This is a genomic window from Arthrobacter sp. I3, assembly GCF_000520575.1.
GTDB lineage: Bacteria > Actinomycetota > Actinomycetes > Actinomycetales > Micrococcaceae > Arthrobacter > Arthrobacter humicola_A.
The window spans coordinates 25,386-39,876 of the sequence record NZ_KI914921.1 but is presented as its reverse complement, the minus strand read 5'-3'; the positions used below and the strand labels follow the sequence as shown (position 1 = coordinate 39,876).

At 68.6% G+C, this 14,491-nt stretch carries 11 protein-coding genes and 1 tRNA gene; 9 read left to right on the top strand and 3 right to left on the bottom strand.

Annotation, left to right across the window (positions count from 1 at the left end; all coding sequences use genetic code 11):
* From Y706_RS28070 to Y706_RS24775, 3 genes are all read right to left on the bottom strand, one after another.
* On the bottom strand, positions 1-997 hold a 997-nt coding region (locus Y706_RS28070), incomplete at its 3' end, for a TgpA N-terminal domain-containing protein (protein WP_043435872.1).
* On the bottom strand, positions 994-2,535 hold the full coding sequence (locus Y706_RS0110085; RefSeq protein ID WP_028276496.1) for a DUF58 domain-containing protein: 1,542 nt from the start codon (positions 2,533-2,535) through the stop codon (positions 994-996). The genes Y706_RS0110085 and Y706_RS28070, both read right to left, overlap by 4 nt.
* A 14-nt stretch (positions 2,536-2,549) precedes the next feature.
* Positions 2,550-3,707, bottom strand: a complete 1,158-nt coding sequence (locus Y706_RS24775; RefSeq protein ID WP_052355048.1) for an AAA family ATPase — start codon at positions 3,705-3,707, stop codon at positions 2,550-2,552.
* A gap of 177 nt (positions 3,708-3,884) precedes the next feature.
* On the opposite strand from Y706_RS24775, the gene Y706_RS0110075 reads away from it, so the two are divergent.
* From Y706_RS0110075 to Y706_RS0110035, 9 genes are all read left to right on the top strand, one after another.
* Positions 3,885-4,772: a TatD family hydrolase gene (locus tag Y706_RS0110075; RefSeq protein ID WP_028276495.1), complete on the top strand. Its 888-nt coding sequence runs from the start codon at positions 3,885-3,887 to the stop codon at positions 4,770-4,772.
* A gap of 304 nt (positions 4,773-5,076) precedes the next feature.
* Entirely contained in the window at positions 5,077-6,222 is a 1,146-nt protein-coding gene (locus tag Y706_RS0110070; RefSeq protein ID WP_028276494.1) for a resuscitation-promoting factor, read from the top strand.
* A 157-nt stretch (positions 6,223-6,379) separates the two neighbouring features.
* A complete protein-coding gene (gene rsmA, locus Y706_RS0110065; RefSeq protein ID WP_028276493.1) occupies positions 6,380-7,279 on the top strand; it encodes a 16S rRNA (adenine(1518)-N(6)/adenine(1519)-N(6))-dimethyltransferase RsmA in 900 nt (299 codons plus the stop codon).
* Between the two features lie 81 nt (positions 7,280-7,360).
* The gene (locus Y706_RS0110060; protein ID WP_028276492.1) at positions 7,361-8,323 is read left to right on the top strand and encodes a 4-(cytidine 5'-diphospho)-2-C-methyl-D-erythritol kinase; all 963 of its coding nucleotides are present in this window, start codon (positions 7,361-7,363) and stop codon (positions 8,321-8,323) included.
* 72 nt (positions 8,324-8,395) lie between these two features.
* The gene (locus Y706_RS0110055; protein WP_028276491.1) at positions 8,396-10,225 is read left to right on the top strand and encodes an ABC-F family ATP-binding cassette domain-containing protein; all 1,830 of its coding nucleotides are present in this window, start codon (positions 8,396-8,398) and stop codon (positions 10,223-10,225) included.
* A 742-nt stretch (positions 10,226-10,967) separates the two neighbouring features.
* Positions 10,968-11,039: transfer RNA gene (locus tag Y706_RS0110050), tRNA-Gln, on the top strand.
* A gap of 43 nt (positions 11,040-11,082) precedes the next feature.
* Complete coding sequence (gene glmU, locus Y706_RS0110045) at positions 11,083-12,609, top strand: bifunctional UDP-N-acetylglucosamine diphosphorylase/glucosamine-1-phosphate N-acetyltransferase GlmU (protein WP_043435867.1); 1,527 nt, start codon at positions 11,083-11,085, stop codon at positions 12,607-12,609.
* Positions 12,610-12,614: 5 nt separating this feature from the next.
* Positions 12,615-13,595: a ribose-phosphate diphosphokinase gene (locus tag Y706_RS0110040; RefSeq protein ID WP_018774662.1), complete on the top strand. Its 981-nt coding sequence runs from the start codon at positions 12,615-12,617 to the stop codon at positions 13,593-13,595.
* Positions 13,596-13,859: 264 nt separating this feature from the next.
* The gene (locus Y706_RS0110035; protein WP_028276489.1) at positions 13,860-14,459 is read left to right on the top strand and encodes a 50S ribosomal protein L25/general stress protein Ctc; all 600 of its coding nucleotides are present in this window, start codon (positions 13,860-13,862) and stop codon (positions 14,457-14,459) included.
* Positions 14,460-14,491: the final 32 nt, after the last annotated feature.

Sequence of the window (14,491 nt, the reverse complement as noted above, 5' to 3'; positions counted from 1 at the left end):
TCGACTCCCGGTCATCGGGTGACCAGGCATCGCCGTCAAAGGTGTCCACCGTCACCGAGCGCAGGTACGGCGTCGTCGGCGCGTTCGTGGCGAAGGTGATCCGGCCCTCGCCGGAGGGGCTGCGCAGGCTGTTGCCCAGGCTGATCATCGGATTGAGGCCGGTGGCGCCGCCGAACGGGTTCAGCCGCGAGCCCTGCGGGAACGTGCCCTGGTCGAAACCCGGGATGACCAGCTGCAGCACCAGCGTGAGGGTCAGCGCCGCGACGGCCGTGACCGTGCCGCGCCGCAGCTGTCCGGGGTTGCGGGCGGTGTCGGCCAGGGTGCGGGTATCCGGCGTGTACCAATGGCTGCAGCCGAGGATCAACAGGTACCCGACTACGGCGCCCACGAACCCCAGCACCCCCACGCTTTGCGGCTTGACCATGGCCGGCACCACGAGGATTGCCAGGATCCCGAGCCCGCTCGTGGCCGGCAGCGCCAGCGGGAACGCCAGGGCATCGATGAGGATCACGAGCAGCCCGAGGACCGCGCAGATCAGCATGACGATTCCGGCGTTGGGGGCCACTGGGGTACTCTCGGCCAGGACCGTTTCGCTGGCCCGCCGGAGGAACTTTCCCAGGTAGTTCATGGTCTCCGGGGAGGGGATGAACCCGGCAATGCTGTGCTGCCGGAAGAAGATGAAGGTCACGGCCACGATCAGCGCCACCAGGCCGCCGGCGGTCACCAGCCAGGGCCGGGCACGCAGGGACCGGAGCACCGCGAGGGAGAACGCAACGGAGAGGACGGTGCTGAACACCGGGGAGTACCAGGCCCAGCCCCGCAGGACGCCGTTGAATCCGAGGGCCGCGCCCGCGACGGCTACCGCGACGGCGGTCGCCATCACCCAGGGCCGGGCGCCGGGTCCGTCCGGCCGGGACGCCGCACCGGGGGAGAGGGCCGTCGGTTCTTCTTCGCCGGCCGTGCCGGTGCCGTGGTTGCGTTGCGGGGCGAGGGTCATGGCCGGCCCCCCACGCCGCGGCGGACGTCGGCCCCGGCGGACATCCCCGGGTCTGCCTGGTCGAAGGCTGCCCAGGCGTCAGGCAGCGAGCTCTGGGCGGATACCGCCAGGGCCCGCCATCCGCCCAGCCGCAGCGCCTCCAGCACCTCGGGCACTTCGCCGGAATCCTGTGCCCGGTCCGTGACCAGCAGCGCGAAGGCGTTCGCGCCAAACCCGGCGGCCGGGGACAGCGCCCGGGCCTCGGCCGGAGTCAGGCTGCCCAGGACCGCCAGGACAGGTCCGCGCAGCCGGTGGGCGGAAAGTTTGTCCATCAGGGTGTCGTCGAAGGCGTGCGGGGCATTCCCGGTGCCCGCAGCGGCCCCCGAGCGGAATCCACCCGGCGCGGAGGATCCGGTGCTGGTTCCCGCCGCGGCCTCCTGCGGGCGGGCCTGGGGGCGGGGCGCCGTGCGGTCACGGCGCGGGTGGTTGTGGTGGTGGGTGTGGTGCGGGCCGGAAAGCTCGATGGCAGCCAGGCTTTCGGCGATGGACTGCAGCCCGGCCGTTCCGGTGTATTCCTCGGCTTCCGGGTCGGGAGCGGACGGCGAATTCCGGAAGGCCGGCGCGCCCGCGCTGTCCAGGAACCGCAGTGAGTAGTTGCGTTCCGCGAGGTGCGCCCCGATCGACATCGCCGCCGTGACAGCCCACTCGAAGGCATCAGAGGTCAGCAGGTCGTGGCCGTCCCCCTCGCCGCCGCCCGGGTGGCCGCCGGAGGAATGTGCACTGTGGCCGAACACCCCGTGGGGGTAGGCCGAGAGCCGCTGGTCCAGGATGATGGTCGCCTCGGGGGTCGTGACGGATTCCTCCTGCCGCACCATGAGGGAACCGTGGCGGGCGGTCGCGGCCCAGTGCACCCGGCGCAGCGGATCCCCGTGGCGGTATTCGCGGGTCATGACGTCGTCGTCGCTGGGATTGGCCCGGGCCCGCGTGGGTGTGACACCGTCGTGCCCGCGGGCACCGGCGAGCCCCGTCTCCGGCAGCTCGATGGCGGCGGGCGTCACGGTGAGGAGGTCGCCGTCGTCAATCGCGTGGCGGTGGAAGGAGAGCCCGAAGGGATCGCTGAATTCCGCCGTGACGGGCCCGATCAGGAACTGGCCGCGTCTGGCCGAGCGGAGGTGGTACTCATAGCGGCTGGTGCCGCCGGCTGCCGCACGGGCCGGGAACCGGAAGACAGGCGATTCGCCGAACCGGGCCGGCAAGTGTTCCTCCATGACCGCGTGGCCTGTGCCCGCCCCGGTCCGCGCGACGGCCAGCCGCACCGTGGCACGGGCGGACGTTTCAACCGGCGACGGGCTGAATTCGCGGTAGACCCGGAACCTCGGCTTCAGGACCCGGGTTCCGGCCAGGGCGAGCACCGGCAGCACCAGCAGCAGGACGGCCAGGGCCAGCAGGTCCCGGCGCCCCATGATCTGCGCGGCCAGCAGCGACACCGCACCCGCGCCGAGCAGGCCCCAGCCGCGGCTGCTGAAGAAGTGCCCGGGGAACCGATCCCTTATCGCCACGGCGGAGCCATTCCCTAGCGCGGATTGGGCACGTTGGGCGGCGGCGCGGCTGCCATGGCCGAGGCCTTCTTCCGGCCAGGGCCGCCGGTTCCGTTGGGTGAGGCCGTCACGTCCGGGGTGGCGGGTATCTTGGCGATGATGGCCCGGATGACGCTTTGCGGCGTCTCACCCGCGCTGGCCGCCTTGCGGTCGAGGATGATCCGGTGGGCGAGCACCGCCTCGGCGACGCTGACGACGTCGTCCGGCAGCACAAAGTCCCGGCCCTCCAGCGCGGCGGTGGCCTTCGCCGCACGCAGGAGCTGCAGCATGGACCGCGGGCTGGCGCCGAGCCGGAGAAGCCCGCTTTCCCGCGTGGCCCGGCCCAGGGCCACGGTGTATTCCTTGATGGACCGGGACACGTACACCTGCTGCACCGTGGCAATCATGGCGGCCACTTCCGCCGCGGTGACCACTGCCGTCACACGCGCCAGCGGAGAGGAGGCCTGGTGGGTTTCGAGCATCTCCATCTCGGACTCACGGTCCGGGTAGCCCATGGAAATCCGGGCCATGAAGCGGTCCCGCTGCGCTTCCGGCAGCGGATACGTGCCCTCCATCTCAATGGGGTTCTGCGTCGCCACCACCATGAAGGGCTCGTCCAGCCGGTAGGACGTGCCGTCCACCGTGACCTGGTGCTCCTCCATGCACTCCAGCAGGGCTGACTGGGTCTTGGCCGAGGCGCGGTTGATTTCGTCCCCGATGACGATATTGGCGAACACAGCGCCGTGCCGGAACTCGAAGGTCCGGGTCGCCTGGTTGTAGATGGACACGCCCGTGACGTCGGACGGGAGCAGGTCCGGGGTGAACTGGATCCGGCTGACGGAACAGTCGATGGTGCGGCCCAGCGTCTTCGCCAGGAGGGTCTTGCCCACCCCCGGGACGTCTTCGAGGAGCAGGTGGCCCTGGGCGAGGAGGACCGTGAGTGCCAGTTTGGCCGCTTCGGCCTTGCCGTCGATGACCGTATTGATCGCCGTCAGGATCCGGGTGCTGGCTGAGTGGAAAGCGTCGGCATCCATGGCCGGCAGTTCATGCCGCGGGGGCCGCTGTCCGGCTGCGTTTGGGTCCAAGGAGGCGCGGCCCGGGAGGCTCTGTCCCTGGGGGAGGATGTCGTCTACGGAAGTGCGGTGGTAATCCATCGGCAGCCTTTCAGCCCTGGTGGGTCCCGGATCTGACCGCCCGCGGCGGCCGGGCCCCGCAGTGGCATTCACCTGTTTCCTAACGGGGAAATTACAGAGTATTAACAGACTACTAACACAACTGCCGGCCCTGACAGAGAGTTCCGGGGAAATCTGGCCTCCGGTTAGGGTGGATGAATGCTCAATCCCCTCACTCCCGTCCCCTTCCGGTCGCCTGGAAACGACGGTACCGGACGCAGCGGGTATCCGCCCGCACCGGAACCGCTTCCCGTGCCGGTCATGGACAACCACACGCATTTGGACTTTCCCGACGCGGAGCTTGAGGTGGGCATCAAGGACGCCCTCGATGCCGCCGCCGCCGTGGGCGTGCAAGGCGCCGTGCAGGTGGGCTGCGACCTCGAATCGTCCCGGTTTACGGTCAACGCGGTCGACCTCGATTCCCGGCTCCTGGGCGCTGTTGCCCTCCACCCCAACGACGCCCCCGGCTACGCCCGGCGCGGCGGCCTGGAGGAGGCCCTGGCCGAGATCGAGGCGCTCGCCGCCCATCCGAGGATCCGGGCGATCGGGGAGACCGGCCTGGACTTCTTCCGGACCGAGGGGGAGGGCCTGGCCCACCAGCGCTATTCGTTCCGCCGCCATATCGACATCGCCAAACGGCTCGGACTGACGCTGCAAATCCACGACCGCGACGCCCACGACGACGTCGTCCAGGTCCTGCGCGAAGAGGGGGCCCCGGAGCGGGTGGTCTTCCACTGTTTCTCCGGCGGCGAGGCGCTCGCCCGGACCTGCAACGCGGAGGGCTGGTACATGTCCTTTGCCGGAACTGTGACATTCAAGAACGCGACGGACCTGCGGGAAGCGCTGGCTATCGCTGAGCCGAGCCGGATCCTGGTCGAGACCGACGCGCCCTTCCTCACCCCGCACCCGCATCGCGGCCGGCCCAACGCGAGCTACATGGTTCCGTACACGGTGCGGGCTATGGCCGATGTGACCGGGTCGGAGCTTTCCGGGCTGTGTGCGCAGATCGCCGCAAATACGGTGCGGGCGTACGGATCCTGGGACTAAACCGCCCTCATCCAGCCTCCCGGCGTAGATACCGGGTATGCACAAATTCTTGGTTCCTTTATAACGCTTCGATTACAGTGGTCAACTATTAGCCGGGGTCGGGGAAGGCCTACGGATAATTTCACTCCAGCAGGGCGTGCATTGTGGCCAACAAACCACATGCGCGCTCTCGTTTTGGGTGAGGCAGTGCACGCATGTTCCGTGACGCTCCGGACGCTGTCCGGAGCCGCCGTTGGCGCGCTCGCGGGGGATGGCCACGTGCACTTTTCCCCGTGCCCGGAAGGTCCAAGAGATTCGGGCAATTGTGGTCAAGTTCTTCACATCGGACGGCAAGTTCAGCTTCGTCAAGGTTGGCACGCAGCTCGTGGTGCTGGTGGCACTGGTGCTGGGCCTCGTGGCCTTCGTCGGCAATAACAAGACGATCACACTCAACGTGGATGGCAAAGTCAGCTCCGTCCAGACCTTCGGCGGAACCGTCGGGGAAGTCGTCAAGAGTGCCAAGGTTGAACTGCAGCCATCTGACAGGGTGTCGCCCTCGACGGACGCCCACGTGCAGGACGGGTCAGTCATCAACGTCAACCTCGCCAAGGCCGTCAAGGTCAGCCTGGACGGCGCCGAACGGACCATCTCCACCACCGCACCCACCGTCGAGGGGCTCGTGACCGAACTCGGCGTGGCCAGCGCCTCGCAGGTCTCCGTGCCCAAGGACGCCCAGCTCGCCGTCTCCGGCTCCTTCGTCTCCATCTCGACGCCCAAAAAGGTGAGCCTCGTTGCGGACGGCAAGGCGGCAGCGACCACCACGACGGCGGCCACAGTCGCCAAAGTTCTCGAGGACGCCGGGCTTTCGCTCGGGGCCAGCGACCGCGTATCCCAGCCCGGGAACGCCCCGGTGGTCAATGACATGGTGATCAAGGTCTCCCGCGTCGACGTCAGCAAGACGGCCAAAACCACCGAGCCCGTCGCCTTCGAAACACTCACCACCGAGAGTGCTGACATGTTCAAGGGTGAGAAGAAGGTCACCCAGGCCGGCGTCGCCGGCACCACCAGCAAGAACTTCAAGCTGGTCCTCGTGGATGGCCGCGAAGCCTCCCGGACCCTGGTGTCCGAGACCGTCAGCGTCCAGCCCGTCACCGAAAAGGTCACTGTCGGCACCAAGGAAAAGCCCAAGCCCGCCGCCAACACCGGTGCGGCCGCCCCCGCCATGATGAACCAGGGCATGTGGGACAAGATCGCCCAGTGCGAATCCGGCGGCAACTGGTCCACCAACACCGGCAACGGCTACTACGGAGGCCTGCAGTTCGACGTCGGCACCTGGCTCAGCTCGGGCGGCGGCGCCTACGCCCCGAACGCCGCGGCCGCCACCAAGGCCCAGCAGATCGCCATCGCCAACCGGGTCTACGCCCAGCGCGGACTGCAGCCCTGGGGTTGCGGCTGGGCCGCCTCCAGCTAGCACGCCAGGCCGGCGGCTGACCGCCCGCCACTGAACGCCCGCCACTAAACGCCCGACTCCCGCGGCTGCCGACCACAGCCAGGGGAGAGCACAGGCCGGGTCCGGATTCCCTCCGGACCCGGCCTGCGGCGTACCGGCGCCGGGATAGGATACCTAGGTGACTGAACCGAGCCCCTCCGCCCCCGAAAGCCTGCCCGGAGCGGCGCCCGCACCGCTGATGGGTGCCTCCGATATCCGCCGGCTGGCAGAGGAAATCAGCGTGCGGCCCACGAAGACCCTCGGGCAGAACTTCGTGATCGACGGCAACACCATCCGGCGGATCGTGAACGCCGCCGACATCCGGGCCGATGAGACCGTCCTGGAAGTCGGGCCCGGACTCGGGTCACTGACGCTTGGCCTGCTGGACGCCGCCCGCAGCGTGGTCGCCGTCGAAATCGATCCGGTCCTTGCCGGGCGCCTGCCGGCCACTGTCGCCGCGTGGCGTCCGCACGCCGCCGGGAACTTCCACCTCGTCCTGGCCGACGCCATGCGGGTCACCGAACTTCCCGTCGAGCCGACCGCCCTCGTGGCGAATCTTCCCTACAACGTGGCCGTTCCCGTGGTGCTGCACCTGCTGCAGCACTTCCCGAGCCTGCAGCACGGCCTGGTCATGGTCCAGGATGAAGTCGCCGACCGGCTCGCGGCCGGCCCCGGCTCCAAGACCTACGGCGTTCCATCCGTCAAAGCCGCCTGGTACAGCAGCATGCGCAAGGCCGGCGTGATCGGCATGAACGTCTTCTGGCCAGCGCCCAAGATCCATTCCGGACTCGTCGCCTTCACGCGCCGGGAGCCCCCCGTCACGACCGCCACCAGGGCGCAGGTCTTCGCCGTGATCGACGCCGCCTTCGCGCAGCGCCGCAAGACGCTCCGGGCCGCGCTGGCCGGCTGGGCCGGCAGTGCCGCCGAGGCCGAACGCTGCCTGCGGGCCGCCGGCGTCGACCCCACCGCACGCGGCGAAGTGATCGACATCGCGGCGTTCGCCAGAATCGCCGAAGCCCACGGACAAGCGGACTCCTGAGCTCCTTGTGAGTTCCGCATGGGCGCCTCCGGGGGCGGTTGCGTGCTTGGAGCCCGGGCCGCGATGCCATAGCGTGGAGCCATGAACGCAGTGAGAGGGCGCTTTGCCGCGAGGACCGTCCGGGTGAAAGCTCCAGGCAAGGTTAACGTCTCACTGGATGTCGGACCGCTGCGGCCGGACGGCTACCACTCCGTGGCCAGCGTCTACCTGGCTGTCTCGCTCTACGAAGAAATTGCCGCCACCAGCACCGATACCGGCGAGATCACCGTCAGCATCAGCGATGCGAGCACCGTGGACCTCGACGGGGTGGACATTCCGCTCGATCACCGCAACCTGGCCTACAAAGCCGCCGCCATCATGGCCGACGTCTCGGAACACTCCACGGGTGTCCACCTGGAGATCACCAAACGGGTGCCCGTGGCTGGCGGCATGGGCGGCGGATCGGCCGACGCCGCCGCCACCCTGCTGGCCTGCGACGCGTTGTGGAACAGCGGACTGTCCCGCGATGAGCTGGCCCACCTGGCCGCCGAGCTCGGCGCCGATGTTCCCTTCGCGCTGCTGGGCGGCACCGCCGTCGGACTGGGCCTGGGCGATGACCTCTCGCCGGCCCTGGTCAAGGCCCAGACGGACTGGGTCCTGGTCAGCGCGGACTTCGGCCTGCCCACCCCTGAGGTCTACCGCACCCTGGACCGCCTGCGCGCGGCCGAGGGCCTGGCGGTGGACGAACCCGACGCCGTGGATCCCGGCGTGCTCACGGCTCTGCGCAGCGGCGATGCCGACGCCCTGAGCCGCGTGCTGGTCAACGACCTCCAGCGCGCCTCGATCGAACTGGCCCCGGGCCTGCGCGAGACCCTGGGCCGCGGCGAAGCCTGCGGCGCGATCGCGGGCATCGTCTCCGGCTCCGGACCCACCGTCGCGTTCCTCGCACACAGCCCCGCCGCGGCCGCCGGGCTCGCCGAAGAGCTGCGGCACCACAGCCTCGACGCCATGGCGGTGCACGGGCCGGTGCACGGGGCCCGCATCATCTCCGATACGCTCCTTTAGGAGCTTTTGACGCATCGCATCCGATGACTTCACAGCTTCACTTCACCGATACACCTAAGAAAGCAGTTCCCAGTGGCACACCTGCTCGGCGGCGAGAACCTCACGGTCTCGTATGCAACCCGTACCGTCCTCGATGGCATTACCCTCGGCCTTGAAGAGGGCGACCGGATTGGCATGGTGGGCCGCAACGGTGACGGCAAGTCAACCCTGATGCGGTTGCTGGCCATGCGCTCCACCCCGGACTCCGGCCGGGTGACCAAGCGCAGCGAGGTCAACATCGGCTACCTGGACCAGAGCGACGTGCTCGACGGCGACCTCACCGTCGGCGCCGCGATCGTGGGGGACCAGGCCGACTACGAGTGGGCCCGCAATCCCCAGATCCGCGAAGTCATGGGCGGGCTGGTGTCCGACGTCGACTGGCACGCCAACGTCCACGCGCTCTCCGGCGGGCAGAAGCGGCGTGTGGCGCTGGCCAAGCTGCTGATCGAGGACCACGACGTCATCATGCTCGACGAGCCCACCAACCACCTCGACGTCGAAGGCGTCGCGTGGCTGTCCCGGCACCTCAAGACCCGCTGGCGGGCCAACCAGGGCGCCTTCCTCGTGGTCACCCACGACCGCTGGTTCCTCGACGAAGTCTGCACCAAGACCTGGGAAATCCACGACGGCATCATGGACCCGTTCGACGGCGGCTATGCCGCCTACGTCCTGGCCCGGGCCGAGCGCGACCGGTCAGCGTCCGTGATGGAAAGCAAGCGCCAGCAGCTCGTGAAGAAGGAACTCGCCTGGCTCCGGCGCGGTGCCCCGGCCCGTACCGCCAAGCCCAAGTTCCGGATCGAGGCAGCCAACGCCCTGATCGCGGACGTCCCCGAGCCGCGCGACTCGACGGCGCTGAGCAAGATGGCCACCGCCCGGCTGGGCAAGGATGTCCTGGACCTCGAGCACGTCTCGCTGGACTTCCTCGGCGGCGAGCCCGGGCAGAAGCTCTTCGACAACATCACGCTGCGCCTCGCCCCCGGGGAGCGGCTGGGCCTCGTGGGCGTCAACGGCGCCGGCAAGACCACCCTGCTCAAACTCCTCAACGGCGAGATCCAGCCCAGTTCCGGGAAGGTCAAGCGCGGCAAGACGGTGGTCACAGCGGTCCTGACCCAGGAGGTCAAGGAACTCGACGACGTCTCGGACCTGCGTGTGATCGAAGTGATCGAGCGGGAAAAGCGCTCCTTCAACGTCGGCGGCAAGGAATTCACCGCCGGCCAGCTCGTGGAGCAGCTGGGCTTCACCAACGAGAAGCAGTGGACCCCGGTCAAGGACCTCTCCGGTGGCGAACGCCGGCGGCTGCAGCTCCTGCGCCTGCTCGTGGGGGAGCCGAACGTGCTGATGCTTGACGAGCCGACCAACGACCTCGACACCGACACCCTCGCCGCCGTCGAAGATGTGCTCGACGGCTGGCCGGGCACGCTCGTCGTCGTCAGCCACGACCGCTACCTGCTCGAGCGCGTCACGGACCACCAGATGGCGCTCCTTGGCGACGGCAAGATCCGCGCCCTGCCCCGCGGCGTGGACCAGTACCTCGAACTGCGGGAAGGGGCCCTGGCCGGCTCCACGATCACCGGCGGCGGCAACCCCGTCACCTCCGCCGGCGGGGGATCCGCTCCCGCCGCCAGCGGCCCTTCTGAGGCCGAAAAGCGCGACGCCCGCAAGGCCAAGAACCGGATCGACCGCCAACTGGGCAAACTCAAGCAGCAGGAAGACAAGATCCACGCCCAGATGACCGCCGGGGCCGGGGACGCCAGCAAGTTCGACCAGCTCGCCGGACTCAACGCGAAACTCCAGGAACTGGCCGGGGAACGCGAAGCCCTTGAACTCGAATGGCTCGAGGCCCTGGAAGTGCTGGGGGAGTAGCCTCACGCGCTCGCCGGGACATGCCCAGCGTGGGCACCCACCACTGGACATGTCCCTCGCAGCCCTCAAAACCCGCGGGACATGCCCCTCGGCCCAGGCCAGCACTGGACATGTCCCTTGGAAGGCTGAATTTCCGCTGGGCATGTCCCTCGGCGCGGGCCAGCACGGGACATGTCCCTTGCAGGGCTCAAATCCGGCTGGACATGTCCCTCGGCGCGGGCCAGGGATGGGCATATTGGCACTATGTCCATTGCTCGGGACCAACACTGGGCATGTCCCGCGGAGGGAACGGGGTCTCTGCGCACGCCCGGGAATGCACGTCCCGCGGAGCGCGTGAATCCCGCGGACATGCCCAGCGTGAGCACCCGCCGCTGGACATGTCCCTTTGAGGGCTAAAATCCCGCTGGGCATGTCCCTCGGCGCGGGCCAGGGATGGGCATATTGGCATTATGTCCATTGCTCGGGACCAACACTGGGCATGTCCCGCTTAGGGAACGGGTCTCTGCGCATGCCCAGGAAGGTACGTTCCGCGGAGCGCGTGAATCCTGCGGCACATGTCCGGCCGCGCGGACCAAGAATGGGCATGTCCCGTGGCGCCGGCCGCACCGCCTGCCCACGCCGCCCACCCGCGCCCTCCCGCGCCCTCCCGCGCCTGCCCGCTCTTTCCGCGGCGCTGAGTCGCACGAGCATCAACCTTCGTGGCAGAATTGATTCTCGTGCCACAGGTCAAGCCTGGGCACGGTCCGCTCTGGTGTAATGGCAGCACCCCGGCCTTTGGAGCCGTGGAGTATAGGTTCGAGTCCTATGGGCGGAACTTGGCGAGACACACTGCGCAACCAAGCAAGGAGAGCCAATACGTGAGCCCCGAGAATACTGGCCCAGCCGCCGTGATCGTCCTAGCTGCAGGGGCCGGTACCCGGATGAAATCCCGTACCCCCAAGATTCTCCATGAGATCGGCGGCCGCTCGCTGGTCGGCCACGCGCTCCAGGCGGCCCGCAGTATCAGCCCCCGCGAGTTGGCCCTGGTGGTCCGGCATGAGCGCGACCTCGTGGCCGCCCACGTCTCCGCCCTCGATCCGAAAGCCCTGATTGTGGACCAGGACGATGTGCCCGGCACCGGGCGCGCGGTCGAGGCGGCACTGGAAGCGCTCGACACGCTCGACCCCCAAGGACCGCTGGGCGGAACGGTCGTGGTCACGTACGGCGACGTCCCGCTGCTCACCGGCGGCCTGCTCGGCGAGCTCGTCGCCGCCCACGAGGCCGAGGGCAACGCCGTCACCGTCCTCACCGCCGTGCTCGAGGACGCCACCGGCTACGGTCGCATCCTCCGCGCAGAAGACGGAACCGTCACGGGAATCCGCGAACACAAGGACGCCACCAGCGCCGAACGCGAAATCCGTGAGGTCAACTCCGGCATCTACGCCTTCGACGCCGCCGTCCTGCGCGACGCGCTGGTCCACGTCACCACGGACAACGCCCAGGGCGAAAAGTACCTCACCGATGTCCTGGCCCTGGCCCGCGCCGCGGGCGGCCGCGTCGCCGCCGTCGTCACCGAAGACCGCTGGCAGGTGGAGGGCGCCAACGACCGCGTCCAGCTTTCGGCGCTCGGCGCTGAACTCAACCGCCGCACCCTCGAAGCCTGGATGCGCGCCGGCGTGACCGTCGTGGATCCCGCCACGACGTGGATCGACGCCACAGTGACGCTCGACGAGGACGTCCGGCTCCTGCCCAATACGCAGCTGCACGGCAACACCACGGTGGCGCGCGACGCCGTCGTCGGCCCGGACACCACGTTGACCGACGTCACGGTCGGCGAGGGCGCCACGGTGATCCGCACCCATGGCTCCGGCTCCACGATCGGATCGCGCGCCAGCGTGGGCCCCTTCACCTACCTGCGCCCGGGCACCGTCCTGGGCGAGACCGGCAAGATCGGCGCGTTCTACGAAACCAAGAACGTCACGATCGGCCGCGGCTCGAAGCTGTCCCATCTCGGCTACGCCGGGGACGCGGAGATCGGCGAGGACACCAACATCGGCTGCGGCAACATCACGGCCAACTACGACGGCGAGAAGAAGCACCGTACGGTGATCGGCTCGGGTGTGCGCACCGGTTCGAACACCGTGTTCGTGGCCCCCGTGCGCGTGGGCGACGGCGCCTACAGCGGCGCCGGTGCGATCATCCGCAAGGACGTCCCGGCCGGCGCCCTCGCCGTCACCCTGGCCAAGCAGCGGAACTCGGACGGCTGGGTTGCGGCCAACCGCCCCGGTTCCGTTTCCGCCGCCCTGGCAGAGTCCGCCCTGGCCGAGTCCGCTGCCGCGGTGGATTCCGCCGCGGGCGCCGCCCCAACATCCTCCACTACTCCGGCACCGACAGAAGAGGGCTAGCAATCATGAGCGAAATTACGGCACACGGCGAGAAGAAGCTGGTGCTGGCCGCGGGGCGCGCGCACCCTGAGCTGGCGAAGGAGATCGCGAAGGAGCTCGGCACCGAGCTGCTGCCCCTGGACGCCTACGACTTCGCCAACGGCGAGATCTACGTGCGGGCCGGCGAGAGCGTCCGAGGCACCGACGCCTTCGTGATCCAGGCCCACCCGGCACCGTTGAACAACTGGCTCATGGAACAGCTGATCATGATCGATTCGCTCAAGCGGGCCTCCGCCAAGCGCATCACTGTGGTGTCCCCGTTCTACCCCTACGCCCGGCAGGACAAGAAGGGCCGTGGCCGCGAGCCGATCTCGGCACGCCTCGTCGCCGATCTGTACAAGACCGCCGGCGCCGACCGGATCATGAGCGTGGACCTGCACACTTCCCAGATCCAAGGCTTCTTCGACGGCCCCGTGGACCACCTGATGGCCATTCCGCTCCTGGCCGACTACATCCGCACCCGGGTCGGCTCGGACAAGGTCACGGTCGTCTCGCCGGACACCGGCCGCGTCCGCGTGGCCGAGCAGTGGGCCGAGCGCCTCGGCGGCGCGCCGCTGGCGTTCGTGCACAAGAGCCGGGACCTCACCGTGCCCAACCAGGCCGTCTCCAAGACGGTCGTGGGCCAGATTGAAGGCCGCACCTGCGTCCTGATCGACGACATGATCGATACCGGCGGAACCATCTCCGGCGCCGTCCAGGTGCTCAAGAACGCCGGCGCCAAGGATGTCATCATCGCCGCGACCCACGCCGTGTTCTCCGATCCGGCGGCCCGCCGGCTGTCCGAGTCCGGCGCCCGCGAAGTGGTGGTCACCAACACGCTGCCGATCACCGCGGACAAGCGCTTCCCGCAGCTGACCGTGCTCTCCATCGCGCCGCTGATCGCCCGCGCCATCCGTGAAGTGTTCGACGACGGCTCCGTCACCAGCCTGTTCGACGGCCAGGCCTAAGCCGGCCGGCGGAGGGCCCGGTTTCAGAAACCGGTCCCTCCGCTGGTAGCCTTGTACCGAAACCTTGGCGAGGGAGAGCGCCGGCATTCCGTATTGATGTGAATTAATCGGAACCCGGACTGCTGGTCTCCGTAATCGACTGGGTCTGAATCTCCTTCTGAAGGGTAGCCGCACGGCAGCCCGGCGTTGAAGGTCGTAAACAGACCTCCGCCCTTGCTGAACACCGTTTAGTCCCACAGCTTGAAATCCCACGAGGAGATATCCATGTCTGAGCAGAAGCTCGCAGCAGAAGTCCGCACCGAATTCGGCAAGGGCTTCGCCCGCCGCGCCCGCATGGCCAACCTGATCCCGGCTGTCATCTACGGCCACGGTGCCGAGCCGATCCACATCACCCTGCCGGCGAAGGCCACCACCCTGGCCGTCCGCACCGCCAACGCCCTGCTGACCCTGGACATCGACGGCGAGCAGCACCTGGCCCTGGTCAAGGACATCCAGCGCAACCCGATCAAGCAGATCATCGAGCACCTCGACCTGCTGACCGTCCGCACCGGCGAGAAGGTCACCGTTGACGTGCCCGTTCACCTCAGCGGCGAGCTGGCTCCGGGCAACGTCCACAACCTGGAAATGACGGTCGTTTCCGTCGAGGCCGAGGCAACCCACCTGCCGACCGCCATCGAGGTCAGCATCGAAGGCCGTAGCGCCGGCGAGCACATCCACGCTTCCGACCTCGTCCTGCCGAAGGGTTCCACCCTGCTGGCCGACCCCGAAGCACTCGTCGTCAACATCTCCGAGGCCACCGAAAACGTCGAAGAGGGCGAAGAGGGCGAAGCAGCCGCACCGTCGGCCGAAGCAGCAGCCGAGTAATTCCGGCGATTTTTACGGCGGCCGGGTCCCTC